Source organism: Variovorax paradoxus (genome assembly GCF_024734665.1).
Lineage (GTDB): Bacteria > Pseudomonadota > Gammaproteobacteria > Burkholderiales > Burkholderiaceae_C > Variovorax.
Map to the genome: position 1 here is coordinate 4,111,380 of NZ_CP102931.1, position 22,390 is coordinate 4,133,769.

The window sequence follows — 22,390 nt, forward strand, 5'->3', positions numbered from 1 at the left end:
TCTTTTTTGAATGAGCGGAGTACGCGTGCGGTTGACAGCGCTTTCGGGCTTCTCCTACAGAGCCCAGCCTTGGTGCGACCTAATGTTGTAGTCAGGGACCTTTCAGAAGCCTTTCCAAGAACAGGAGGCAGCATGAAGCATTTCACTCTTGAACCGGGCATGCGATCGAGCATCGGCGGAGCCTTTTATCCGACCGGCTATTCGATGGTGATGTTTCCGAATGCGGAAGACGCCGACCGCATCGGCCACCGCCTGATCGAAAAAGGCATGAGTGGCGACGAGGTCTATCTGCTGCCCGCGCAAACGGTGCTGGCCGAAATCACCCCGACCGCGAAGACATCCGACAACCCCCTGCCCTCCGCCGGCACCGATGCTGCGACGGTACGCGCCTATACCGAGTTGGCGCGCGACGGCCACACGGGCCTGCTGGTGAGGACAAGAGACGGCGCGGCCGCCGAACGCCTGATGGAGCTGGTGCGCACCGTGCCCTATTCCATCGCACAGCGCTACCGCACGCTGGTCATCGAAGACCTCTGAGAAGAAGAGGAAGGCGGGCGTCTTCAAGCCGGCACGGCCATCGACACGGCGCGCTGGACCACATCACGGGCCATGGCCTGGGCCAGTTCGTGCTCGCCGAGGAACACGGTGGCGGAGGTTTCCTGCGTGAGCAGCCGGGCCTCCTGCTCGTTGTGGCTGCGGATCACGGTCTGGATGGTGGGGTTGAGCGTGCGCGCGGTTTCCATCATCTGGCGCACGTTCATGGCGTCGGGCGTGGCCACCACCAGCACGCGGGCGCGCGCGATGTGCGCCTGGATCAGCACCGCCGGGTCGGCCGCGTCGCCCCACACGGCTGGCGTGCCGGCCTCGCGCAGCTTTTCGACCAGTTCGCGGTTCTGCTCGGCCACCACGTAGGGAATGTCGTGCGCGTCGAGTTCGGCCGCAATGCGGCGCCCGACGCGGCCATAGCCCACCAGCACCACCTGCCGCGAGAGGTACTTGGCCTCGGTGGTCATGGGCAGTTCGGCCAGCGGGTCGTCGCGCGATTCGAGCCCGCGCGCAAAGGATGAACGGGCGTGCAGCCACTTCTGCATCGGCCCGATCAGGCTGAACCACAACGGGTTGGTGGCAATGGAAATCAGCGCGCCCGCCAGCACCAGGCTCTGGCCTTCCACCGGCAGCAGGCCCAGCGACACGCCCAGCCCGGCCAGGATGAACGAGAACTCGCCGATCTGCGCCAGGCTGGCGCTGACCGTGAGCGCCGTGCCCAGCGGGTAGCGAAACACCAGTACCAGCGCGCAGGCCGCAAGCGACTTGCCCAGCACGATGACCAGCACCACCGCCAGCACCTGCAGCGGCCGGTCGATCAGCACCGAGGGGTCGAACAGCATGCCGACCGACACGAAGAACAGCACCGCGAAGGCGTCGCGCAGCGGCAGCGACTCTTGCGCCGCCCGGTGGGCAAACTGCGACTCGCGCATCACCATGCCGGCGAAGAAGGCGCCCAGCGCAAACGACACACCGAACAGCGCCGCCGAGGCGAAGGCGATGCTCACGGCCGCGGCCACCACGCACAGCGTGAACAGCTCGCGCGAGCCGGTTCGCGTGACCTGCCAGAGGATCCACGGGAACACGCGCCGCCCCACCACCAGCATCAGCGCGACGAAGCCGCCGACCTGCAGCAGCGTGAGGCCCAGCGTCTGCCAGAGCGGATCGGCCGGGCCGGCGTGTTCACTTTTTCCGCCCAACGTGCCCGCCAACGGCGGCAGCAGCACGAGCACCAGCACCATCGCCAGGTCTTCGACCACGAGCCAGCCGACGGCGATGCGGCCAGTGAACGAATCGAGGATGCCCAGGCTTTCGAGCGCACGCAGCAGGACCACCGTGCTCGCCACCGACAGCGCGAGCCCGAACACGAGCGCTGCGCCGGGGCTCCAGCCCCACCACAGGGCCAGCCCACCGCCGAGCAGCGTGGCCACGCCGATCTGCGCGATCGCACCGGGCAGTGCGATCTTGCGTACGGCCAGCAGGTCGTCGAGGGAAAAATGAAGGCCTACGCCGAACATCAGCAGCATGACGCCGATTTCGGCAAGCTGGGCGGCGATTTCCGCGTCGGCCACGAAGCCCGGTGTGAACGGGCCGATGATCACGCCCGCCAGCAGGTAGCCGACCAGCGCGGGCAGCCGCAGCTTGGCTGCCAGGAATCCGAACACCAGCGCCAGCCCCAAGCCGGCGGCGATCGTGTTGATGAGGGAGACGCTGTGGGGCATCGCTCCATTTTGCAGGAACGATGTCTGCCCTTTTATTTCACACGGCCATCTTGTCCGGGGCCCGGCTGTCGTGCCGAGCGATCAACCGACCATCTTGCTGGTCCGGGCGGCATCAAGCACTTCGGGCTCTTGCGCCTCTACCCAGGTCTCGTTGTTGAGCCCCGCCTGCAGCCGCGTTTCGTCGAGCTCGTTGGTCCACTTGGCGACCACGATGGTGGCTACGCCGTTGCCGATCAGGTTGGTGAGCGCGCGAGCTTCCGACATGAAGCGGTCGATGCCCAGGATGAGCGCAAGCCCCGCCACCGGCACATGACCCACCGCCGACAGCGTGGCTGCCAGCACGATGAAGCCACTGCCTGTGACACCAGCAGCCCCCTTCGACGTGAGCAGCAGCACGGCCAGCAGCGTGATCTCCTGCGTGAGCGTCATCGGCGTGTTGGTCGCCTGCGCGATGAACACGGCCGCCATCGTCAGGTAGATCGAGGTGCCGTCGAGGTTGAACGAGTAACCCGTGGGAATCACGAGGCCCACGCAGGTCTTGTTCGCGCCCAGGTTCTCCATCTTCTCCATCATGCGCGGCAGCACCGACTCGCTCGACGAGGTGCCCAGCACGATCAGCAGTTCTTCCTTGATGTACTTGATGAACTTCCAGATGCTGAAGCCGTGGAACCTCGCTATGAGCCCCAGCACCACGAAGATGAACAGCAGGCAGGTCAGGTAGAACGTGCCCATCAGTTTGCCGAGCGAGAACAAACTGCCCAGACCGTACTTTCCGATGGTGAAGGCCATCGCGCCGAAGGCACCGATGGGCGCCAGCTTCATGATGTAGTTGACGATGCCGAAGAGCACATGCGAGCCCTTCTCGATCACGTCGAACACCAGCGTGCCGCGGCCGCCGAAGCGGTGCAGCGCAAAGCCGAACAGAACCGCGATCAGCAGCACCTGCAGGATCTCGCCCTTGGCGAACGCATCGACGAGCGTGTTGGGAATGATGTTCAGGATGAAGTCGACCGTGCCGGTCATCTTGCCGGGGCCGGTGTAGGAGGCGATCGACTTGGTGTCGAGCGTGGCCGGGTCGACGTTCATGCCCGCACCGGGCTTGAGCACGTTGACCAGCACCAGCCCGACGACGAGCGCGATGCTGCTGACGACCTCGAAGTACAGCAGCGCCAGGCCGCCGGTCTTGCCGACCTTCTTCATGTCTTCCATGCCGGCGATGCCCACCACCACCGTACAGAAGATGATCGGCGCGATGATCATCTTGATCAGCTTGATGAAGCCATCGCCCAGCGGCTTCATCGCCTCACCAGCCGCCGGATAGAAGTGGCCGAGCAGCACGCCGATGATCACAGCGGTGATCACCTGTACGTAGAGCGAACGGTAGATCGGGAGCTTTCTGGCGGGTGTGCTTGTTGTGTTTTCCATTGCTTGCCTCCGGAGGGTTGAGAACTGTAGGACGCGTGTCGGCGGCTTTCTATCCGTGGAACCCGCATCGATCAAATGAAAAAACCCGCCGAAGCGGGTTTTGTCGATCAGGTGTAGGTCAGCATGCTTAATGCATGTGCAGGCCGCCGTTGACCGAGAAGTCGGCCCCCGTGCTGTAGCCGCCTTCGTCGGTGGCGAGCCACGCGATGATCGAGGCGATTTCGCTCGGCTCACCCAGGCGCTTGACCGGGATGGTGGCCACGATCTTGTCGAGTACTTCCTGGCGGATGGCCTTGACCATGTCGGTGCCGATGTAGCCCGGGCTCACGGTGTTGACCGTCACGCCCTTGTTGGCCAGCTCCTGCGCCAGCGCCATGGTGAAGCCGTGCATGCCGGCCTTGGCCGCCGAGTAGTTGGTCTGGCCCGCCTGGCCCTTGGCGCCGTTGACCGAGCTGATGTTGATGATGCGCCCCCAGCCCTTTTCGACCATGTCGCCCACCACCTGCTTGGTGACGTTGAACATGCTGTTGAGGTTGGTCTCGATCACCGCGCTCCAGTCTTCGGGCGTCATCTTCAGGAACATGCGGTCCCGCGTGATGCCGGCGTTGTTGACCAGCACGTCGATGGCGCCATGGGCTGCCTTGGCGGCAGAGAAAGCCTCGACGGTGGATTGCCAGTCGCCGACATTGCCGACCGACGCGTGGAACTCGAAGCCTTCGGCTTTCTGTTCGGCCAGCCACTTGGCGTAGTCGCGCGTGGGGCCGCAACCGGCGATCACGGTGAACCCGTCCTTGTGCAGACGCTGGCAGATGGCTGTTCCGATGCCACCCATGCCCCCGGTGACATATGCAACTTTCTTGCTCATAAGATTTCCTTTGTGTACGTAGCAAAAGCCTGAACGGCCACCTTCACTCTAGCGAGTTTCAAGCCTGCGTCCTCTGAGGAAAACACTGAGCCAAGCTTGCAACCAGCTGTCACGAAGAGCGGCCTTCGTGCTCAGCCTCTATCCTCGCACCTGTCCGCTCTTGTGCAAGCCTTACGCAAGCGTCAACACCCAAGGAGTTCGAAAGTATGAATTTCGGGATCATCATCTTCCCCGAGGTCGAGGAACTCGACTTCGTCGGCCCCTGGGAAATGCTCACCATGTGGAGCAAGCTGGCCGCCGGTCCCGAGCAGTGCCTGATCGTGGCCGAAAAGCGCGAACCGGTGGTCTGCGCCAAGGGCCTGTCCATCAACCCGCACGTGTCCTTCGCCGATTGCCCGCCTCTCGACTGCCTGCTCGTGCCCGGCGGCATGGGCACGCGCCGCGAGGTCGACAACCCCGCCATGACACGCTTCCTGGCCGACCAGGCGCCCGGCTGCCAGACCCTGATGTCGGTGTGCACCGGCGCATTCGTGCTGCACGCGGCCGGGCTGCTCTCGGGCAAGACCGCGACCACGCATTGGGGCTCACTCGACCGCCTGCGCGCGCTGGGCGACGTGAAGGTGGTCGAGCAGCGCTTCGTGCGGGACGGCAACGTCTGGACCTCGGCGGGGGTATCGGCCGGTACCGACCTGATGCTGGCCTTCATCGCCCACACCGCGGGCGAGGAAGCCGCGGCCCGGGTGCAGCTGCAGGCCGAGTACTACCCGGCGGACACGATCTACGGAGACACCGCGAGCCATGAGCGCGCGCCGGCGTACGTGAAGCGGCCCGGCTCCCGTTTCCAGGCGCCATGACCACGCCCGCCCTGCCAGAACCATTGCCGGTGCTCGCCGCGCGCGTGGGCGAAACGCTGCGCGCACGGGGACAGACGGTTTCGGTCGTCGAGTCTTCGGCAGGCGGCCTCGTGTCGGCTGCGCTGCTCGCCATTCCGGGCGCGTCGGCCTACTTCCGCGGCGGCGCCGTCGTCTATTCGCGGCGTGCCGGCCGGGCGCTGCTGGGCCTGACCGCTGAAGACATGACCGGCATGCGCGGCGAAACCGAGCCCTACGCCCTGCTCGTCGCCGGCCGGATGCGCGACACCCACCACACCACCTGGGGCATCGCCGAAAGCGGCGCGGCCGGCCCATCAGGCAGCCCGTATGGCGATGCGCCGGGGCACGTGTGCATCGCCGTGGTCGGCGCGGTCACGGTAAGCCGCACCATCGAGACCGGTGACACCGACCGGCCGGCAAACATGGACGTGTTCGCGCGGCACCTGCTCGCGCTGTTCGACGAGACGCTGCGGGCGCAGCCGGAGCCGCCACCCGCCTGAAAGATCAATCCGCCTGCACGCCCGCGGCGCGGATCACCTTGCCCCACTTGGCGACCTCTGCCGTGAGGTGCGTGCGCAGGCTTTCCGGCGTCTGCTTGTCCAGCGGCACGATTTCGGAGCTGAGTTCGGCAAGGCGGTGCTTGACCATGTCGTCCTGCAGCGCGGCGCGCAAGGCGACGTTGAGCTTCTCGATCACGGCAGGCGGCGTACCCTTGGGCGCATACATGCCGTGCCACACCCGCACGTCGAAGCCCTTGAGGCCCTGCTCGTCCAGCGTCGGAATGTTGGGCATGCTCGACAGGCGCTGCGGCGTGGTCACGCCGAACACCTTCACGCGGTTGCCGTCCTTGATGACCGGCGCGGTCTGCGTGGTCTGGTCGCACAGCAGGTCAACCTGCCCGCCCATGAGGTCGTTGAGCGCCGGGCCGGCCCCCTTGTACGGCACTGTCGTCAATTGCACGCCGATCTGGTTCATGAACAGCAGGCCGCACAGCTGCGACACAGCGCCCACGCCCGCGTTTGCCAGCGTGACCTTGTCCTTGTTGGCCTTCACGTAGGCCAGCAGTTCCTGGTAGTTGTTGGCCGGAAAGTCCTTGCGCGACAGCAGCGTCATCGGCACGTCCAGCACCTGGCCGATGTACTCGAAGTCTTTCAGCGGGTCGTAGTTGAGCTTCTTGTAGAGCGCGGGCGCGGTGGCCATGCCCATGTGGTGGATGAGGATGGTGTAGCCGTTGGGCGCCGCCCTGGCCACCCGCGTGGGCGCGATGGTGCCGCCCGCGCCCACGGTGTTCTCGACGATCACGGTCTGGCCCAGCGACTTGCCCATGGGAATGGCCAGCATGCGCGCCACCACGTCGGTCGGGCCGCCGGCGGAGTACGGCACGACCATGGTGATGGGCTTGTCGGGCCACGCGGCTTGCGCGATGGCGGGCGATTGCAGGGCGAACAGGCAGGCGCCGGCCGAGGCCGCGAGCAGGGTCTTGAATTTCCAGGTCTTCGTTTTCGTCGTCTTGGTTGCTGTCACTTCTTTGTCTCCTATGGTTATGGGTGTTCTGTCAGGGCGTCGGTTGGTCTTCGAGCGCTAGCAGTCGTTCGGCCAGGCGCACCACGGGCGCGTCGACCATCCGACCGTCGAGGCTGACCACGCCGCCGCCCGATGCGCGGATGGCATCGACCACGCGGCGGGCCCAGGCGAGTTCGTCGGCGCTGGGGCCGAGCGCGGCATGCACCGGCGCGACCTGGTCGGGGTGAATGCACAGCTTGGCGCCGAAGCCGCCGCGCCGGGCGCGTGCGGTGTCGACGGCCAGCCGCTGGGCGTCGCGCCAGTCGGGCGTCACGCCGTCGATGGGCGCGGGCAGGTTGGCGCGACGCGAGGCAAGCAGCAGCGCGAGACGCACTGGCACGAGTTCGGCTTCGTCCGCGTCGCAGGCCAAGCCGAGATCGGCCTGGAAATCGAGATTGCCGAACGCGAGCCGCAGCACCTGTGGGCCGGCCGCGAGTTCATCGACCGCCGCCAGGCCCGCGGCCGATTCGATCAGCGGCACCAGCAAGCCCGTCGAACCGATGGCCCCGGCCAGCCGAGACAGATCGGCCGCACGCTCCGCCTTTGGCAGCACGACGCCAGCGATCAAACCTTGCTCCACCAGCGCGCCGACCGCCACGCAGTCGTCGTCATGCCACGGCGTGCCAGCGGCATTGATGCGCACCAGCAGGCGTTGCCGGCCAATGTCGGGCAGCGCGGCGAACGAGGCGGCGAGCGCTTCGCGCGCCGCCACCTTGCGCTCCGGTGCCACCGCATCCTCCAGATCGACGATCACGCCGCCCGCCCCGGTAGCCAGCGCGCGCGCATGGCGCTCGGGCCGGTCGGCAGGCACGAAGAGAAAGGCGCGCGCCAGGGCGAGCGTGCTCACACCGCCCTCGCCTCGCGCAGCGCCGCGATGTCCGCCTCGCTGCGCCCGAGGCTGCGCAAGATCGCCTCGGTGTGCTCGCCGACCGCCGGAATCGGGTCCATGCGGTAGTCGAAGGCACTCTGCCGGCCAGCCGGCAGCAAGGCGGGAATGTCGCCCGCCGGCGAACCCACCTGCCGCCAGCGCTCGCGCGCCTGCAACTGCGGATGCGCCCACAGGCCAGCCATGTCGTTCATTCGGGCGTTGGCGATCTGCGCCGTGTCGAGCCGCTCCAGCACCTGCGCCGTGCTCAGCGCACCGAAGGTCTCGACGATGATCGCGCGCAGGGCCTCTCGGTTCTCGTTGCGCCGCGCGTTGCTGTCGAAGCGGGCGTCGGTCGCAAGCCCCGCCTGCAGCAACACCTTCTCGCAGAAGGTGCGCCACTCGCGCTCGTTCTGCAGGCCCAGCATCACGGTGCCGCCATCGCCGGCGGGGAACGGCCCGTAGGGATAGATGGTCGCGTGCGAAGCGGCGCTGCGCGGCGGCGGCGGCGCGCCTTCGTAGGCGTAGTACATCGGGTAGCCCATCCACTCGGCGAGCGATTCGAGCATCGACACGTCGATGTGCGAGCCCTTGCCGGTCTTGCCGCGCTGAAGCAGCGCCGCGAGGATGCCGGTGTACGCGTACATGCCCGCAGCGATGTCGGCGATGGAATTGCCCGACTTGCAAGGATCGTCCGGCGTGCCCGTGACCGAGAGAAAACCCGCCTCGCTCTGGATCAGCAGGTCGTAGGCCTTCTTGTCGCGGTACGGGCCGTCTTCGCCGTAGCCCGAGATGTCGCAGACGATGAGCCGCGGGTGCTTCGCCTGCAGCACCTGCGCGCCGAGCCCCATGCGCGCGGCGGCGCCGGGCGCGAGGTTCTGCACCAGCACGTCGGCATCGGCCACCAGCTCCTGCAGCACGGCGAGCGCGGCGGGTTGCTTCAGGTCGAGCGTGAGGCTTTCCTTCGAGCGGTTCACCCACACGAAGTGCGAAGCCTCGCCACCCACGCGGGCGTCGTAGGCCCGCGCGAAGTCGCCCACCTCGGGGCGCTCCACCTTGATGACGCGTGCGCCGAGGTCGGCGAGCTGGCGGGTGCAGAACGGCGCGGCAATCGCGTGTTCGAGCGAGATGACGGTGATGCCGTCCAGGGGTCTTGTCATGTCTTCTTTCTCCCCTTCAGGCCAGCACGGCCGTGGCCTGCATCGTGAGCCAGCCGTCTGCGTCCTCGCCCCAGAGACTGAATGTCTTTCCGTCGGCGCCGGGCTTGCCGTGCACGCGGAACGGCGCGATGTCGAAGGTCGGGCGCACGGCACGGAACTCGAAGCGCGCGAGCTGCGCGCCCGGCACGTTGCGGCGCAGCAGGTCGACCAGCAGCGTCGCGATCAGCGGGCCGTGCACGATCAGGCCCGGATAGCCCTCGACCTGCGTCACGTAGCGGCGGTCGTAGTGGATGCGGTGGCCGTTGAAGGTGAGCGCCGAGTAGCGAAACAGCAGCACATCGTCGGGCACGATGTCGCGGCTGAAGACGGCGTCCTTCGGCGCGGGCGTGGGTGGCGGGCCCGCTTCACCTGGCTGCGCGGCGGCGCGGTAGACGATGTCGTGCTCCTCGGTCAGCGCGAGGCCGCGCTCGTTGCGCACCTCGTGGCGCACGAGCACGAACACCAGCTCGCCGGTGCGGCCCGCCTTGTGGGTGACCGATGCAATGGTCGAGGTGCGCTCGATCTTGTCGCCGACCTGCAGCGGGTTGCCGGGCTCCCACGCGAGCCGCCCGCCGGCCCACATGCGGCGCGGCAGCGGCACTGGCGGCAGGAAGCCGCCGCGCCTGGCGTGGCCGTCTTCGCCGATCTCGGACTGGCGGTGGTGCGGCAGGAAGTAGAGCCAATGCCACAGTTCGGGCAGGCGCGTGCCGGCTTGCGGCAACGCATCGTCGCGGTCGAGCGTGGCAGAGAGAGCGCGCACGGGCGCGGCAGTGATGTCGTCGGTCAGCGTCTCGCTGCGGCCTTGCCAGGCTTGCAGCTTCGCCAGCGCTTCGCTGTCGATCACGGAGGGTGTCGTGGGAGTTTCGTTGGGCATGTATTGCTTCATTCAGTCGACCGCGGCGCCGGAGGCCTTGACGATCCGCGCCCACTTGGCAAGGTCGTCCTGCAGCAGTTTCGAAAATTGATCGGGTGTGGTGGGCGCCGCGATCTCGACGCCCTGCTGGTCGAGCTTGTCGCGCAGGTCCTTCGAGGCCAGCGCCTTGCGCGTGGCGTCCTGCAATGTGGCCAGCACATCGGCCGGCACGCCCGCGGGTGCGAACAGGCCGATCCACAGCGTGCCGTTGTAGCCGGGCACCGCCTCGGCGATGGTGGGCACGTCGGGCAGCACGGCCGAGCGCTTGTCGCCGCTCACGGCCAGCGCGCGCAGCTTGCCGGCCTTGATGTGCGAAAGCGCCGAAGGCAGGCTCGCGAACACGATCGGCAATTGCCCGCCCAGCACGTCGTTGAGCGCCGGCGCCACGCCCTTGTACGGCACGTGCTGCAGCGAGATGCCCGCCATGCTGTTGAGCATTTCGCCGAGCAGGTGGTTGAGCGTGCCGTTGCCGGCCGAGGCGTACTGGTAGTTGGCACCCTTCTGCCGCGCAAGCTTCAGGAACTCGGCGAAGTTCTTCGCAGGGAACGTGGGGTTGACCAGCAGCACGTTGGGCACCGCACCGATGAGGCCGACGGGCTTGAAGTCTTTCACCGGGTCGAAGCCCGGGTTCTTGTACAGCGCCGGGTTGATGGCCTGGCTGCTGCTGATGGTCATGAGCAGCGTATAGCCGTCCTTCGGGCCCTTGGCCACCAGCTGCGTGCCGATGTTGCCGCCCGCGCCGGGCCGGTTGTCGACCACCACGCTGGCGTTGTTCATCACTTCGCCGAGCTTCTGGCCCACGAGACGGCCGACGATGTCGTTGGTGCCGCCGGCAGCCTGTGGCACTACCAGCGTGACGGGGCGCGAAGGGTAGGCCTCGGCGCGTGCCGGGCCGGCCTGGCTCATTGCCGCAGCAGCTGCAAACGCCAGCAATGCGAAGGCGCGAAATCTCATGTGTTGTGTCTCCATGGCCGCATGGTCGTTCGCCCTCCCCCCGCGCGCAATCTGCGATTTCGGAACCCAGCCTTCTGGAATTCCGAAGGCTTGCGGCCTAACATCGCGCGATGCTCTTCGACCTCACCGACCTGCGGCTGTTCGTGGCCACGGCCGAACTCGGCAACCTCACGCGGGCAGCCGAGCGCCAGCACCTGTCGCTGGCCGCCGCCAGCGCACGCATCAAGGCGCTGGAAACTCAGGCCGGCCTGCAGTTGCTGCAGCGCGAGGCCCGCGGCGTGCGGCTGCTGCCTCCAGGGGAAGCCTTCCTGCACCACGCGCGGCTCGTGCTGCATCAAACGGAGCAACTGCGCGACGATTTGCTCGAATACGGCGGCGGCCTGCGCGGCCACCTGCGCGTGTTCGCCAACACCACGGCGGTGACCGACTTCCTGCCCGAGATCCTGCCGGGCTTCCTGGCGCACAACCCGCGAATCAACGTCGACCTTCAGGAAAAACCGAATGCTCAGATCCCGCGCGGCGTGCTCGACGGCCGCGCCGACATCGGCATCGTCGCGGGCCGCGTCGACACGCTGGGGCTGGAGGCCATCCACTTCAGCACCGACCGGCTGGTGCTCGTCACCTCGCGCAAGCACCGCTTCGCCAAGCGCCGAAAGATTTCGTTCGCCGAGACGCTCGATGAAGACGCCATCGGCATGCAGCAGGGCAGCACGTTGCAGACCTTCCTGGCGCAGATCACCGACAACCTCGGCAAGCGGCAGAAGCTGCGCATCCAGCTCGGCAGCTTCGACGCCATGTGCCGGATGATCGGCAGCGGCGTGGGCATCGGCGTGGTGCCGGAATCGGCTGCGCGGCGCAACCAGGAAAGCATGCAGCTCGCGCTGATCGACCTCAGCGATGCGTGGTGCGTGCGGGAGCGGTACCTGCTGGTGCGAGACCGGGCGGCGCTGCCGATTTATGCGCAGGCGCTGGTCGAAACCTTGTGCCGGCACTACGCCGGGCAGCTGGCCGAAGAGAACTGAGCGCGACGCCCAAAAACATGGACTTGCGGGCGTTTGCTGAACAAGTCCGTCCCATCCCCATTTTCCGTGGACAACTTTGGGGGTAACTCATGAGGAGCCTTGTAAAACAGATTTAAGTCATTGTTTTACAAGGGTATTCCTTAGTTTGCTCAAAATTTGAGCGGTGAACAACCTTGGCGGGCAAAACAGCCCTCTTGGGCCCGAAAGTGGCTACGAAGAGAACTTTTTCGCGATTTCCAGTGGGCAGAAAACGTCATTGAATCAGCAACTTGCACGCGATTGCGAAAAGTCCGATGTCGTCCCCATTTTCTGTGCACAACTTTGGGGGTAACTCATGCGGAGCCTTGTAAAAGGCATGCAAGCTGTTGTTTTATAAGGGGATTAATCACTTTGCCCAAAAAAACAGCGGTGAACAAGCCACGCCGCCCAGCCCGCCGCGGGCGTGCAACTCAGTACGGCGGCGCCTTGCGCGCCCGCTGCGCCCGCGCGGCCTCGGTCCACCACGCCAGGTCGTCCGCGAACCGGCCGAACGAGCGCTCCAGCGATTCGCCCGCAGGCCCCGTTGGCTTGCCTGCCGCATCCAGCGTCTGCGAGATCGGCCCGACAGCGAGCGTGCTCGACACCACGACCATGCCCATCTCCGACAGGATCGAATGCCACACCGTGCCTGAGCGCACACCGGAGAAGCGCCCTGCCGAATAGCTCGCGACAGCCGCGGGCCGCCAGAACCACTCTTCGAGGAAGTGGTCCGTGAGGTTCTTCAGGCCCGGTTGCGGACCCCAGTTGTATTCGCCGGTGACGAAGACGAAGGCATCTGCCGTGCGGATCTTTTCGGCCAGGGCTTCCATGGCCGCAGGCGCGGTGCCCTTCGGGTATTCCTTGTACATGCGGTCGAGCATGGGCAGGCCCACGGCCTTCGCGTCGATCAACTCCGCATCGTCGCCGCGTGCGCGAAGCCCAGCGACGATGTAGTCCGCCAGGCGCACGCCCATGCGATCGGAGCGGTACGAGCCGTAGAAGACCAGGATCTTGTCGCTCATCGTTGTGTTCCTGGGCTCAGGTGGGCGTTTCGAGCTTGTCCTGGGTGCGGGTCTCGAAGTCGCTGGCGTCGTGGCGCTCGTGCAGCTGGCTGTTCGGCTGGCCCCAGGCGCGATTGACCATGCGGCCGCGCTGCACCGCGGGGCGCTTCGCGATCTCGTCGGTCCAGCGCAGCACGTTCTTGTACTCGCTCACCTGGAGGAACTCGCCCGATTCGTAAAGCTGCCCCTTGGCAAGCGCGCCGTACCAGGGCCAGACGGCCATATCGGCGATGGTGTAGTCGTTGCCCGCCAGGTAGCGGCTCTCGGCCAGCCGGCGGTCGAGCACATCGAGCTGGCGCTTGGTCTCCATGGCGAAGCGGTCGATCGCGTATTCGATCTTCGTGGGCGCATAGGCATAGAAGTGGCCGAAGCCACCGCCCAGGTACGGCGCGCTGCCCATCTGCCAGAACAGCCACGACAGGCATTCGGCGCGGGCCGCGCGCTCGGTCGGCAGGAAGGCGCCGCCAAACTTCTCTGCCAGGTACTGCAGGATCGCACCCGACTCGAACACGCGAATGGGCGTGTCGCCGCTGCGGTCCATCAGCGCGGGGATCTTGGAGTTCGGGTTCACCGCCACGAAGCCGCTGCCGAACTGGTCGCCATCGCTGATGCGGATCAGCCAGGCGTCGTACTCCGCGCCGGTGTGGCCCAGCGCCAGCAACTCTTCGAGCATCACCGTCACTTTCACGCCGTTGGGCGTCGCCAGCGAATAGAGTTGCAGCGGATGCTTCCCCACCGGCAGGTCCTTCTCATGCGTGGCACCCGCGATCGGGCGATTGATGTTCGCGAAGCGGCCGCCGCTTTCCTTGTTCCAGGACCAGACGGTGGGCGGCGTGTAGGCTGTCGTGCCATTCATGCGATGAGTTCCAGGAGTTGGACAGACGATGATCATTCTCTACGACTGCGCCACAGCACCCAGCCCGCGGCGCGCCCGCATCCTGCTTGCCGAGAAGGGCATTGCCCATGAGACCGTGCAAGTAGACCTCGCCCGTGGTGAGCAAATGGGCGATGCCTACCGCGCGATCAATCCGCAATGCACGGTGCCGGCGCTACGCACCGATGATGATGACGGGCTGCTGCTGACCGACAACGCCGCCATCGCTGCCTGGCTGGAGGCCCGCTACCCGCAACCGCCGTTGATGGGCAGCACGCCGCAGGAAAAAGCCGAGATCGCCAGCTGGAACTGGCGCATCGAATTCGAAGGCCTGCTGGCCATTGCCGAGACGCTGCGCAACGGCTCGCCAGCCATGGCCGACCGGGCGCTGCCCGGGCCGGTGAACTACGCCCAGATTCCCGAACTGGCACAGCGCGGGCTGGCACGGGTGCACCAGTTCTTCGAGACCCTGAACGAGCGGCTGGCCGGCCGCGACTTCATCGCCGCCGACCGGTTCAGCATCGCCGATATCACCGCCGTGGTGGCGGTGGACTTTGCCCGCGTGGTGCGGGTCAAGCCCGGGGAACAGCACCCCGAGTTGCTGCGCTGGCGCGCTGCGATGGCGCAGCGGCCGTCGATGTCGCGCTGAGCGGTGGGCCGTGGGGCCCGTCAGCAGAGAAGGTGTGAAGAAACCGTCGCGAGCGCCCCGAGGTCGCGTCGAGGACCGGAGCCGTACCCAGGTACGGTGAGGACCGCAGATGCGAGATCGGGGTGCGCAGCAGGTTTATTCGCGCCTTCTCAGCGCTCGATGGTCAGCGCAACGCCCATGCCGCCGCCGATACACAGCGAGGCAATGCCCTTCTTGGCGTTCTGGCGCTGCATTTCGTGCAGCAGCGTCACCAGGATGCGGCAGCCCGACGCGCCGATGGGGTGGCCGATGGCAATAGCGCCGCCGTTGACGTTCACCTTGTTCACGTCCCAGCCCATTTCGCGATTCACGGCGCAGGCCTGTGCTGCGAAGGCTTCGTTGATCTCGAGCAGGTCGAGGTCTGCGGCCTTCCAGCCGGCGCGCTGCAGCGCCTTGGTCGATGCGGGCACCGGGCCCATGCCCATGATGGCGGGGTCGAGGCCGGCGGTAGCGTAGCTGGCGATGCGGCCCAGCGGCTTCAGGCCGAGGGCTGCCGCCTTCTTGGCCGTCATCACCATCACGGCTGCTGCCCCGTCGTTCAGGCCCGATGCATTGCCCGCCGTCACGCCGCCGGCCTTGTCGAAGGCGGGGCGCAGGCCGGCCAGGCCTTCGGCGCTGGTCTTGCGGTTGATGAACTCGTCCTGGTTGAAGACGATGGGGTCGCCCTTCTTCTGCGGAATGCTCACGCCGACGATTTCGTCCTTGAACTTGCCGGCGTCCTGCGCGGCGGCGGCCTTGGTCTGGCTGCCCAGCGCCAGTTCATCCTGCGCGGCACGGTCGATGCCGAACTTCTTGGCCACGTTCTCGGCGGTGATGCCCATGTGGTACTGGTTGTAGACGTCCCACAGGCCGTCCACGATCATGGTGTCGACCAGCTTCCAGTCGCCCATGCGCTGGCCGTTGCGCGAGTTGGGCAGCACGTGCGGCGCGGCGCTCATGTTTTCCTGGCCGCCGGCAATGACGATTTCGCTGTCGCCCGTGGCCACGGCCTGCGCCGCCAGCATCACTGCCTTCAGGCCCGAGCCGCACACGGCGTTGATGGTGAGCGCCGGGGTTTCCTTGGCGCCGCCGCTCTTGAGCCATGCCTGGCGCGCGGGGTTCTGGCCCGCGCCGGCCGCAAGCACCTGGCCCATGATGGCCTCGCCGACCTGCTCGGCCGTGAGGTTGGCGCGTGCAATCACTTCCTTGATCACGATCGCACCCAGTTCCGTGGCCGAGATGCCGGCGAGCGAGCCGCCGAACTTGCCGACCGCCGTGCGTGCTGCCGAAACGATGACGATGTCTTCCATGAGGTTCTCCGTTGAAGTGATTTGAAATCGAGGTGTAGCGAAGCGAAGGTCAGGCGCGAGCCTTGACGTAGCGTCCCGGCGCCGGTTCGATGGCTTTGTAAGCCTTGCCGTTGCCGTACGCCTTGGGAGCGGGTATTTGTTTGCCCGCGTGGCCCTTGAGCCATTGTGCCCAGTCGGTCCACCAGCTGCCGGGATGCTCCTGCGCGCCGGTGAGCCATTCGGCCTGCGTCTTCGGGAACTTGCCGTCGTCGCGAATCCAGTGGCTGCGCTTTTTCTTGACCGGCGGGTTGATCACACCGGCGATGTGGCCCGACGCGCCCATGACGAAGCGCTTCTTGCCCGGCAACAGTTGCGTGGAGGCATATGCGCCGCCGATGGGCACGATGTGGTCCTCGCGCGAGCCGTAGATGTAGGCCGGAATGTCGATGTTGCCCAGGTCGATCTTCTCGCCACACACGGTGAGTGCATTCGGCTTGGCCAGCTTGTTCTCGTGGTACGTGTTGCGCAGGTACCAGGCGTAGAACGGGCCCGGCAGGTTGGTGGCGTCGCTGTTCCAGTACAGCAGGTCGAAGGGCGGCGGGGTCTCGCCCTTGAGGTAGTTGCCGACCACGTAGTTCCAGACCAAGTCGTTGGGCCGCAGGAAGCTGAAGGTCGAGGCCAGGTCGCCGCCCGGAAGCAGGCCGCCCTTGCCGAGCTGCATTTCGCGGTACGCCACCATCGTCTCGTCCACGAAGATGTCGAGGATGCCGGTGTCGCTGAAGTCGAGGAAGGTGGTCAGCAGCGTGACCGATGCGGCCGGCTTCTCGCCGCGCGCCGCAAGCACCGCGAGCGCGGTGCTCAGGATGGTGCCGCCAACACAGAAGCCGAGCGTGTTGATCTGCTTGCTGCCGCTGATCTCCTGCACTGTATGGATCGCCTTGATGGCGGCGTTCTCGATGTAGTCGTCCCAGGTGGCCTTGTCCATCGACTCGTCAGGATTGCGCCAGCTCACCACGAACACGCGGTGGCCCTGCTCGTTCGCATAGCGGATCAGCGAGTTCTCGGGCTGCAGGTCGAGGATGTAGAACTTGTTGATGCACGGCGGCACCAGCAGGAACGGCCGCTCGTACACCTTGGGCGTGAGCGGCTTGTATTCGAGCAACTGGAAGAACTCGTTCTCGAACACCACGGCGCCTTCGGTGGTGGCCACGTTGCGCCCCACTTCAAAGGCGCTCTCGTCGGTCATGCTGAGGTGGCCCTGCTTCACGTCGTGCAGCAGGTTCTGGATGCCCTTGGCAATGCTCTCGCCCTGCGTGTCGATGGCTTTCTTCTGCGCTTCGGCATTGAAGGCCAGCGAGTTGCTGGGCGCCGAGGCGGCCATCCATTGCTCGACCGCGAAGCGCATGCGCGCCTTGGTCTTTTCGTCGGCGTCGATGGCCTCTGCCATGCCGAGCATGGTGCGGCCGTTGAGCAGGTAGACGGCCGCCGAGAAGGCCGACAGCGGATTGCTGCCCCAGGCATCGCCGGCAAAGCGCTTGTCGCCTTCGGGCTTGGCGGCGAAGCCCTGGCGCCAGAGTTCGGTGGCTTCCGCCAGGTACTGCTGCTGGATGGACTGGAGTTTTTCGGGGTCGATGGAGAACTTGGGCAGCTCGGGCATCTTCGCACCCTGCGGCAATTGCCATAGCGGCGTGCCACCGACGTTGAAGGCCGAAGCCCCCGGTACGGTGCCCTGTGCGACGGACTGCTGGAACGACTCCAGGGCCTTGCTCCATCCCTCTGAAAGTGCCTGCTGAAAGGGCGCGAACGCATCGGCCCCCGTGGCTTGTTGCTTCATCATGTCTCCTGGTCCTCGCCTGAAACGATACGGATGGCTTGCGTGTTTTGAGTATCCTGCATTCACAAGGCACTCACAACGCCGCCCCCTTTGCTTACCAACTGAAACTTCTAGTGTTTATCCATCTGATCGTCATCGGTTGGTTGTATGTCGCCGTGATGATGGCGGTGGCCGAAGCCACCAACACCAACGGCACGGTGCTGGGCGCCATCTTCACATTTCTTTTGTACGGATTGGCGCCGGTGGCACTGGTGGTTTACCTGATGGGCACGCCTGCGCGGCGCCGTGCGATCAAACAACGCGAGGTCGAAGCGCAAGAAGCCGCCCGGCGTGCCGCGGCCGAAGAAGCCTTGTCGCAAGACGCGGGCTCAGACCTTCCAGACCAGGGCGGCGAAGCGGCCGCTGATGCCATCCCGCCGGTGCGAAAAGAACCGTGACGGGTTGCCGACGGTGCACCAGCCGTCGCTGCCGTCATTGCCGTGAACGGCTTCGATGCCCACCGTGCGCAGCCGCTGGCGTGCCAATGCGGGCAGGTCGGCCAGCCATTTGCCGGGCGCCGGCGCGGGCCTGAAGCAAGATGCGGCTTCGGGCGCATGCGCCTCGAAGGCGGCCTTGACCTCGGGGCCAACCTCGAACGCCTTGGGGCCGATGCATGGGCCCAGCCAGGCGATGACCCGGGCCGCGCCATCCGCCTTGAAGGCCTTGGCGGTCTGTTCGAGCACTCCGCCCGCAAGCCCGCGCCACCCGGCGTGCGCTGCCGCCACGCGGTGGCCCGCTTCGTCGGTGAAGAGCACAGGCAGGCAGTCGGCCACCATGATCGTGCAGGCCAGGCCGGTCGCCGTAGCCGTGCAGGCATCGGCAGCAGCACCGTCGCGTACCACGTCCTGCGCGGCATCGAGTGCGACGACGCCTGTGCCGTGCACCTGCTGCAGGAAAACCGGCCGCGCGCCGATGGCCATGCGCAAACGGTTCCGGTTCTCCGTCACGTGCGCGAGTTCATCGCCCACGTGATCGCCGAGATTCAGGCTCTCATAGCGCCCCCGCGAAACACCGCCGTCGCGCGTGGTGCACACGGCACGCACATTCGGCGGCGCAGGCCAGTCGGGCACGAGCCAGCGCTCGTTCATGAGGCTCAGGCCTCCGCGTCGGGCGCCTGCGAGGGCTGCGCGCGCTGGAAGGCGTCGAGCTCCATGCAGGCCTCGAAGGCGGCCATGGTGCGCGGCAGGCCGCTGAAATCGCAGTCGAAGCGGCGGCCGTTGAAGATCTGCGGCACCAGGCAGCAGTCGGCCATGGTGGGCGTGTTGCCCCAGCAGTAGATGCCGGCAGGGTACTGCGCAAGCTGGCGCTCGAAGGCCAGCATGCCGTCGCGCACCCAGTGGCGGTACCAGGCGTTCTTGGTTTCGTCGTCGAGCTTCAGGTCTTTCACCAGGTACTTGAGCACGCGCAGGTTGTTGAGCGGATGGATCTCGCATGCAATCGACTGCGCCAGCGCACGCACATGGGCACGGCCCACCGGGTCGCTCGGCAGCAGCGCCGGCTCGGGGTGCACTTCGTCGAGGTATTCGATGATGGCCATCGACTGCGAGAAGCGCTCGCCCTCGTCTTCGAGCAACGGCACCAGCCTGTCGGCCGAGATGGCGGAATAAGGACCGGTGCGATGGTCGCCGCGCGCGATGTGCACGGGAACGTAGTCGAAATCGAGGCCCTTCAGGTTGAGGGCGATGCGCACGCGGAACGAGGCGGAAGAACGGAAATAGTTATGCAGCTTCATGATTTCTCAAGCATAGCGCTCCCTCAGGAGCGGGGCGTGGCCGCCAGCACGCAGCGGAAGTCGTGCAGCGCGGCCTTCGGTGATGTGGTGGCGATGGTGGCGCCGCGCCATTCGTCGAGGATGCGGCGCGCAGCCGCCTCTTCGCGCGCGGCAATGCCGATGCGCCATGGCCCCAGCGTGCCCGGCTCCTCGCCGGCCGCGTGGTTGTGCTGGCCTTCGCCGAAGGGGCGGCCTTCGGAGCAGGCGCGGCAGAGCATCTGCATGCTGGTGGTCCAGTTCTCGGCGCTGGCGCCGGCGGCCTCGAAGCGCTGGACGAGCGCGTCGATGTCTTCCCTGGTCGCGTCCTCGATGGTGGCTTCGTAGGTCGAATAGTCAGACGGCGCGATCAGTTCGAGCGCATCGAACACCGGCACCTCGCGGTCGCCGCGCAGGCGGTAGCCGTTGGCCGCGCCGTCGTGCAGCACGAGGTCGCCGTAGCGGTGGCCGCAGTCCGGCGTGGGCACGTTGCGCAGGATGGCGCGGGCCGGATCGATGCGGTCGGCCCACACCACTTCACTGGCCTCGTCGCCGTGCACGCGAATGGGCGTGAGTCCGATGAAAAGATCGACGGGGCCTTCGCCGTCCGCCACCTCGATGCCGTACTGCCGCCAGGCGCTGCGGGCCGTTGCCCAGTCGCCCAACGCCGTGGCGGCGATGCCCAGGTTCCATATCGCGCCTTCGTTGCGCGGCTCGCATTGCACGGCCCGGGCGTTGGCCTGCAGCGAGGCGGCCCAGTCGCCGCGGTACTTGTGGATGAGGCCGGCGTTGTACCAGGGGGCCGACCAGTACGGATGCACGGCGCTGGCCTGGGCATAGGCTTGCAGCGCGCCGTCCTGGTCGCCCTCCTCGTCGCGCTGGCGGCCGAGTTCGTTGAGGGCGTTGGCTTTGCCGGCTTTGCCGATTCGGATGGGCATGGTCGAAATGAACGGATGCGGGGAGACACGGGGGAGATGCAGGAAGCGTCTATTGTGAGCCTCCCTCCTCTGGCACACTGCCGGTCTCCCGCTTAGGTTTCGCTGAAAAAGGACACGTCGAAATGGCTTCCGAGTTCGTCTTCGCCCCGCCCGCCACCGTTTCGGTGCCAGTGGCCGGCCAGCCCGCCCGCTTTCCGGTGCACCGCATCTACTGCGTGGGCCGCAACTACGAAGATCACGCCAAGGAAATGGGCTTCACCGGCCGCGAGCCGCCCTTCTTCTTCATGAAGCCGGCCGACGCGCTGGTGGCGGTCGATGCGGGCCAGACCGGCACCATGGCCTACCCCACGCTCACCAAGAACCTGCACCACGAGATCGAACTGGTGGTGGCCATCGGCACGGGCGGCAAGAACATTGCGGCCGCCGATGCGCACAAGCACATCTACGGCTACGCGGTCGGCCTCGACATGACGCGCCGCGACCTGCAGAACGACATGAAGAAACAGGGCCGCCCCTGGGATATCGGCAAGAGCTTCGAGCAGAGCGCGCCCATTGGCCCGATCGTGCCCGTGGCGCAAGCCGGCGACGCCGAAAAGGCCGAGATCTCGCTGCAAGCGAACGGCACCGACCGCCAGCGCAGCAACGTGAGCAAGCTGATCTGGAACGTGGCCGAAACCATCGAGCACCTGTCAGCGGCGTGGGAGCTGCAGCCTGGCGACCTGATCTTCACGGGCACGCCCGAAGGCGTGGCCGCCGTGGTGGCCGGCGACACGCTCGTGGGCGAAGTCGCGGGCCTGCCGACGTTGACCGTCAAGGTCGTCTGAAGACGGCGGTCGGTTTCATGCTCCTGCGCGTACCCATCAAGCACTGCAAGAACTGTGGCACCGCGGTGGTCTACCGCGTGCCGGACGACGGCGACACCAAGCAGCGCGCCGTCTGCCCGGCCTGCCACACCATCCACTACGAGAACCCGCTGAACGTGGTCGGCACCATTCCGGTCCTGGGCGACAAGGTGTTGCTGTGCAAGCGCAACATCGAGCCACGCTGGGGCAAGTGGACGCTGCCGGCCGGCTTCATGGAACTCGAGGAAACCACCGCCCAGGGCGCGGCCCGAGAGACCGACGAAGAGGCCGGCGCCAACTACGTGATGGAGGGACTGTTCTCCGTCATCAGCGTGGTGCGCGTGGGCCAGGTGCACCTGTTCTATCGCGCCCGCCTGCTCGACGACAAGTTCGACCCGGGCCACGAAACCATCGAGGCGAAGCTCTTCACCGAAGAAGAAATCCCCTGGGATGAGATCGCCTTTCGCACCGTGCGCGAAACGCTCGAGCACTACTTCGAGGACCGGCGTCGCGGCAGCTTCGACCGCGTCCACACGATCGACATCGTTTGAAAAAACCGCACACACCCATGACGCTTCGCTCCACCCTGCTTCGCGCCGCGCTCGGCTTCGGGTTCATCCTGGCCGCAACGGCACACGCGGAAACGGTGGGCGACGTCGACACCGCCTTCAAGCTCATCGGGCCCGACCACAAGATCGTGATCGAGGCCTACGACGACCCCAAGGTCACTGGCGTTACCTGCTATGTCTCGCGCGCCAAGACCGGCGGGCTGGCCGGCGCCTTCGGCGTGGCCGAGGACAAGTCCGAAGCCTCCATTGCCTGCCGCCAGGTCGGCCCCGTGAGCATCACGCAGCCGCTGCCCAAGCGCGAAGAGGTCTACAGCGAACGGCTGTCGGTGCTCTTCAAGCGCCTGCGCGTGGTGCGCATGGTCGATGCAAAGCGCAACACGCTGGTGTACCTGACCTACTCCGACCTGCTGATCGACGGTTCGCCCAAGAACAGCGTGACGGCAGTGCCCATCGATCGCGGCACGCCCATTCCGCTGAAATAGCCTCAGATCGCCTTCAATGGCCACTTCGCGTCGGGTTGCTCTTCAAGCGCCGACGCGTGAGTTTGCTAGCATCTGCCGCTTGGCC

Annotated in this window: 24 protein-coding genes; 9 read left to right on the forward strand and 15 right to left on the reverse strand. The window is 66.3% G+C overall.

Annotated elements, in window-relative coordinates:
* Positions 1-132 precede the first annotated feature (132 nt).
* The gene (locus NWF24_RS19515; RefSeq protein WP_258349964.1) at positions 133-537 is read left to right on the forward strand and encodes a hypothetical protein; all 405 of its coding nucleotides are present in this window, start codon (positions 133-135) and stop codon (positions 535-537) included.
* A gap of 23 nt (positions 538-560) precedes the next feature.
* Here the strand turns inward: NWF24_RS19515 and ybaL are convergent, their stop codons facing one another.
* The 3 genes from ybaL to phbB form a co-directional block, all read right to left on the reverse strand.
* Positions 561-2,267: a YbaL family putative K(+) efflux transporter gene (gene ybaL / locus NWF24_RS19520; protein ID WP_258349965.1), complete on the reverse strand. Its 1,707-nt coding sequence runs from the start codon at positions 2,265-2,267 to the stop codon at positions 561-563.
* Between the two features lie 81 nt (positions 2,268-2,348).
* Positions 2,349-3,692, reverse strand: a complete 1,344-nt coding sequence (locus NWF24_RS19525; RefSeq protein ID WP_258349966.1) for a dicarboxylate/amino acid:cation symporter — start codon at positions 3,690-3,692, stop codon at positions 2,349-2,351.
* Between the two features lie 127 nt (positions 3,693-3,819).
* The gene (gene phbB / locus NWF24_RS19530; RefSeq protein WP_093052606.1) at positions 3,820-4,557 is read right to left on the reverse strand and encodes an acetoacetyl-CoA reductase; all 738 of its coding nucleotides are present in this window, start codon (positions 4,555-4,557) and stop codon (positions 3,820-3,822) included.
* A 206-nt stretch (positions 4,558-4,763) separates the two neighbouring features.
* Here phbB and NWF24_RS19535 point away from each other — a divergent pair, with 206 nt between their 5' ends.
* On the forward strand, positions 4,764-5,411 hold the full coding sequence (locus NWF24_RS19535) for a DJ-1/PfpI family protein (RefSeq protein WP_258349967.1): 648 nt from the start codon (positions 4,764-4,766) through the stop codon (positions 5,409-5,411).
* Positions 5,408-5,929, forward strand: a complete 522-nt coding sequence (locus NWF24_RS19540) for a CinA family protein (protein ID WP_258349968.1) — start codon at positions 5,408-5,410, stop codon at positions 5,927-5,929. The genes NWF24_RS19535 and NWF24_RS19540 overlap by 4 nt, the downstream gene beginning before the upstream one ends.
* 4 nt (positions 5,930-5,933) lie before the next feature.
* On the opposite strand, the gene NWF24_RS19545 is transcribed toward NWF24_RS19540, so the two are convergent.
* Genes NWF24_RS19545 through NWF24_RS19565 form a run of 5 tightly spaced genes read right to left on the reverse strand, consistent with a single transcriptional unit; the run spans position 5,934 to position 10,923 of the window.
* Complete coding sequence (locus NWF24_RS19545; protein ID WP_375338394.1) at positions 5,934-6,953, reverse strand: tripartite tricarboxylate transporter substrate binding protein BugD; 1,020 nt, start codon at positions 6,951-6,953, stop codon at positions 5,934-5,936.
* 31 nt (positions 6,954-6,984) lie between these two features.
* A complete protein-coding gene (locus NWF24_RS19550; RefSeq protein ID WP_258349969.1) occupies positions 6,985-7,839 on the reverse strand; it encodes an HpcH/HpaI aldolase/citrate lyase family protein in 855 nt (284 codons plus the stop codon).
* Positions 7,836-9,017 (reverse strand): CaiB/BaiF CoA transferase family protein, encoded by a 1,182-nt coding sequence (locus NWF24_RS19555; protein WP_258349970.1) that lies wholly within the window; start codon positions 9,015-9,017, stop codon positions 7,836-7,838. Before NWF24_RS19555 ends, NWF24_RS19550 begins: the two co-directional genes overlap by 4 nt.
* Positions 9,018-9,033: 16 nt before the next feature.
* Positions 9,034-9,930: an FAS1-like dehydratase domain-containing protein gene (locus NWF24_RS19560; protein WP_258349971.1), complete on the reverse strand. Its 897-nt coding sequence runs from the start codon at positions 9,928-9,930 to the stop codon at positions 9,034-9,036.
* Positions 9,931-9,942: 12 nt separating this feature from the next.
* Positions 9,943-10,923, reverse strand: a complete 981-nt coding sequence (locus tag NWF24_RS19565) for a tripartite tricarboxylate transporter substrate binding protein (RefSeq protein WP_258349972.1) — start codon at positions 10,921-10,923, stop codon at positions 9,943-9,945.
* Between the two features lie 110 nt (positions 10,924-11,033).
* On the opposite strand from NWF24_RS19565, the gene NWF24_RS19570 reads away from it, so the two are divergent.
* Positions 11,034-11,945, forward strand: a complete 912-nt coding sequence (locus NWF24_RS19570; RefSeq protein WP_093052624.1) for a LysR family transcriptional regulator — start codon at positions 11,034-11,036, stop codon at positions 11,943-11,945.
* Between the two features lie 449 nt (positions 11,946-12,394).
* Here the strand turns inward: NWF24_RS19570 and NWF24_RS19575 are convergent, their stop codons facing one another.
* Positions 12,395-12,985: an NADPH-dependent FMN reductase gene (locus NWF24_RS19575; RefSeq protein ID WP_258349973.1), complete on the reverse strand. Its 591-nt coding sequence runs from the start codon at positions 12,983-12,985 to the stop codon at positions 12,395-12,397.
* Positions 12,986-13,001: 16 nt separating this feature from the next.
* A complete protein-coding gene (yghU, locus tag NWF24_RS19580) occupies positions 13,002-13,880 on the reverse strand; it encodes a glutathione-dependent disulfide-bond oxidoreductase (protein ID WP_258349974.1) in 879 nt (292 codons plus the stop codon).
* A 28-nt stretch (positions 13,881-13,908) separates the two neighbouring features.
* Here yghU and NWF24_RS19585 point away from each other — a divergent pair, with 28 nt between their 5' ends.
* Entirely contained in the window at positions 13,909-14,547 is a 639-nt protein-coding gene (locus NWF24_RS19585; protein ID WP_258349975.1) for a glutathione S-transferase family protein, read from the forward strand.
* A gap of 149 nt (positions 14,548-14,696) precedes the next feature.
* On the opposite strand, the gene NWF24_RS19590 is transcribed toward NWF24_RS19585, so the two are convergent.
* Complete coding sequence (locus tag NWF24_RS19590) at positions 14,697-15,875, reverse strand: acetyl-CoA C-acetyltransferase (protein WP_093052636.1); 1,179 nt, start codon at positions 15,873-15,875, stop codon at positions 14,697-14,699.
* Positions 15,876-15,924: 49 nt separating this feature from the next.
* Positions 15,925-17,688 carry a class I poly(R)-hydroxyalkanoic acid synthase gene (gene phaC, locus NWF24_RS19595; RefSeq protein ID WP_258355322.1) on the reverse strand — a complete coding sequence of 588 codons (1,764 nt, stop codon included), beginning with the start codon at positions 17,686-17,688 and terminating at the stop codon, positions 15,925-15,927.
* A gap of 113 nt (positions 17,689-17,801) precedes the next feature.
* Between phaC and NWF24_RS19600 the strand changes: the two genes are divergently transcribed.
* On the forward strand, positions 17,802-18,125 hold the full coding sequence (locus NWF24_RS19600; RefSeq protein ID WP_258355323.1) for a hypothetical protein: 324 nt from the start codon (positions 17,802-17,804) through the stop codon (positions 18,123-18,125).
* Here NWF24_RS19600 and pgeF read toward each other — a convergent pair.
* Genes pgeF through NWF24_RS19615 form a run of 3 tightly spaced genes read right to left on the reverse strand, consistent with a single transcriptional unit; the run spans position 18,057 to position 20,412 of the window.
* Positions 18,057-18,815 carry a peptidoglycan editing factor PgeF gene (gene pgeF / locus NWF24_RS19605; RefSeq protein ID WP_258349976.1) on the reverse strand — a complete coding sequence of 253 codons (759 nt, stop codon included), beginning with the start codon at positions 18,813-18,815 and terminating at the stop codon, positions 18,057-18,059. The two genes, NWF24_RS19600 and pgeF, sit on opposite strands and share 69 nt — an antisense overlap.
* A 5-nt stretch (positions 18,816-18,820) precedes the next feature.
* On the reverse strand, positions 18,821-19,459 hold the full coding sequence (gene maiA, locus NWF24_RS19610) for a maleylacetoacetate isomerase (RefSeq protein WP_258349977.1): 639 nt from the start codon (positions 19,457-19,459) through the stop codon (positions 18,821-18,823).
* A gap of 23 nt (positions 19,460-19,482) precedes the next feature.
* Positions 19,483-20,412: a tetratricopeptide repeat protein gene (locus NWF24_RS19615; protein WP_258349978.1), complete on the reverse strand. Its 930-nt coding sequence runs from the start codon at positions 20,410-20,412 to the stop codon at positions 19,483-19,485.
* 122 nt (positions 20,413-20,534) lie between these two features.
* Here NWF24_RS19615 and NWF24_RS19620 point away from each other — a divergent pair, with 122 nt between their 5' ends.
* The 3 genes from NWF24_RS19620 to NWF24_RS19630 are packed head-to-tail and all read left to right on the forward strand — an operon-like array spanning position 20,535 to position 22,305.
* Positions 20,535-21,236 (forward strand): fumarylacetoacetate hydrolase family protein, encoded by a 702-nt coding sequence (locus NWF24_RS19620; RefSeq protein ID WP_258349979.1) that lies wholly within the window; start codon positions 20,535-20,537, stop codon positions 21,234-21,236.
* 17 nt (positions 21,237-21,253) lie between these two features.
* Positions 21,254-21,805 carry an NUDIX hydrolase gene (locus NWF24_RS19625; RefSeq protein ID WP_093052657.1) on the forward strand — a complete coding sequence of 184 codons (552 nt, stop codon included), beginning with the start codon at positions 21,254-21,256 and terminating at the stop codon, positions 21,803-21,805.
* Between the two features lie 17 nt (positions 21,806-21,822).
* Positions 21,823-22,305, forward strand: a complete 483-nt coding sequence (locus NWF24_RS19630) for a CreA family protein (protein WP_093052660.1) — start codon at positions 21,823-21,825, stop codon at positions 22,303-22,305.
* Positions 22,306-22,390: the final 85 nt, after the last annotated feature.

Excerpts from the sequence above, each read along its gene's own strand:
- NWF24_RS19515 (WP_258349964.1), top strand. The coding sequence starts at position 133 with ATGAAGCATTTCACTCTTGAACCGGGCATGCGATCGAGCATCGGCGGA.
- ybaL (WP_258349965.1), bottom strand. The coding sequence starts at position 2,267 with ATGCCCCACAGCGTCTCCCTCATCAACACGATCGCCGCCGGCTTGGGG.
- NWF24_RS19525 (WP_258349966.1), bottom strand. The coding sequence starts at position 3,692 with ATGGAAAACACAACAAGCACACCCGCCAGAAAGCTCCCGATCTACCGT.
- phbB (WP_093052606.1), bottom strand. The coding sequence starts at position 4,557 with ATGAGCAAGAAAGTTGCATATGTCACCGGGGGCATGGGTGGCATCGGA.
- NWF24_RS19535 (WP_258349967.1), top strand. The coding sequence starts at position 4,764 with ATGAATTTCGGGATCATCATCTTCCCCGAGGTCGAGGAACTCGACTTC.
- NWF24_RS19540 (WP_258349968.1), top strand. The coding sequence starts at position 5,408 with ATGACCACGCCCGCCCTGCCAGAACCATTGCCGGTGCTCGCCGCGCGC.
- NWF24_RS19555 (WP_258349970.1), bottom strand. The coding sequence starts at position 9,017 with ATGACAAGACCCCTGGACGGCATCACCGTCATCTCGCTCGAACACGCG.
- NWF24_RS19560 (WP_258349971.1), bottom strand. The coding sequence starts at position 9,930 with ATGCCCAACGAAACTCCCACGACACCCTCCGTGATCGACAGCGAAGCG.
- NWF24_RS19565 (WP_258349972.1), bottom strand. The coding sequence starts at position 10,923 with ATGAGATTTCGCGCCTTCGCATTGCTGGCGTTTGCAGCTGCTGCGGCA.
- NWF24_RS19570 (WP_093052624.1), top strand. The coding sequence starts at position 11,034 with ATGCTCTTCGACCTCACCGACCTGCGGCTGTTCGTGGCCACGGCCGAA.
- NWF24_RS19575 (WP_258349973.1), bottom strand. The coding sequence starts at position 12,985 with ATGAGCGACAAGATCCTGGTCTTCTACGGCTCGTACCGCTCCGATCGC.
- yghU (WP_258349974.1), bottom strand. The coding sequence starts at position 13,880 with ATGAATGGCACGACAGCCTACACGCCGCCCACCGTCTGGTCCTGGAAC.
- NWF24_RS19585 (WP_258349975.1), top strand. The coding sequence starts at position 13,909 with ATGATCATTCTCTACGACTGCGCCACAGCACCCAGCCCGCGGCGCGCC.
- NWF24_RS19590 (WP_093052636.1), bottom strand. The coding sequence starts at position 15,875 with ATGGAAGACATCGTCATCGTTTCGGCAGCACGCACGGCGGTCGGCAAG.
- phaC (WP_258355322.1), bottom strand. The coding sequence starts at position 17,688 with ATGAAGCAACAAGCCACGGGGGCCGATGCGTTCGCGCCCTTTCAGCAG.
- pgeF (WP_258349976.1), bottom strand. The coding sequence starts at position 18,815 with ATGAACGAGCGCTGGCTCGTGCCCGACTGGCCTGCGCCGCCGAATGTG.
- maiA (WP_258349977.1), bottom strand. The coding sequence starts at position 19,459 with ATGAAGCTGCATAACTATTTCCGTTCTTCCGCCTCGTTCCGCGTGCGC.
- NWF24_RS19615 (WP_258349978.1), bottom strand. The coding sequence starts at position 20,412 with ATGCCCATCCGAATCGGCAAAGCCGGCAAAGCCAACGCCCTCAACGAA.
- NWF24_RS19620 (WP_258349979.1), top strand. The coding sequence starts at position 20,535 with ATGGCTTCCGAGTTCGTCTTCGCCCCGCCCGCCACCGTTTCGGTGCCA.
- NWF24_RS19625 (WP_093052657.1), top strand. The coding sequence starts at position 21,254 with ATGCTCCTGCGCGTACCCATCAAGCACTGCAAGAACTGTGGCACCGCG.
- NWF24_RS19630 (WP_093052660.1), top strand. The coding sequence starts at position 21,823 with ATGACGCTTCGCTCCACCCTGCTTCGCGCCGCGCTCGGCTTCGGGTTC.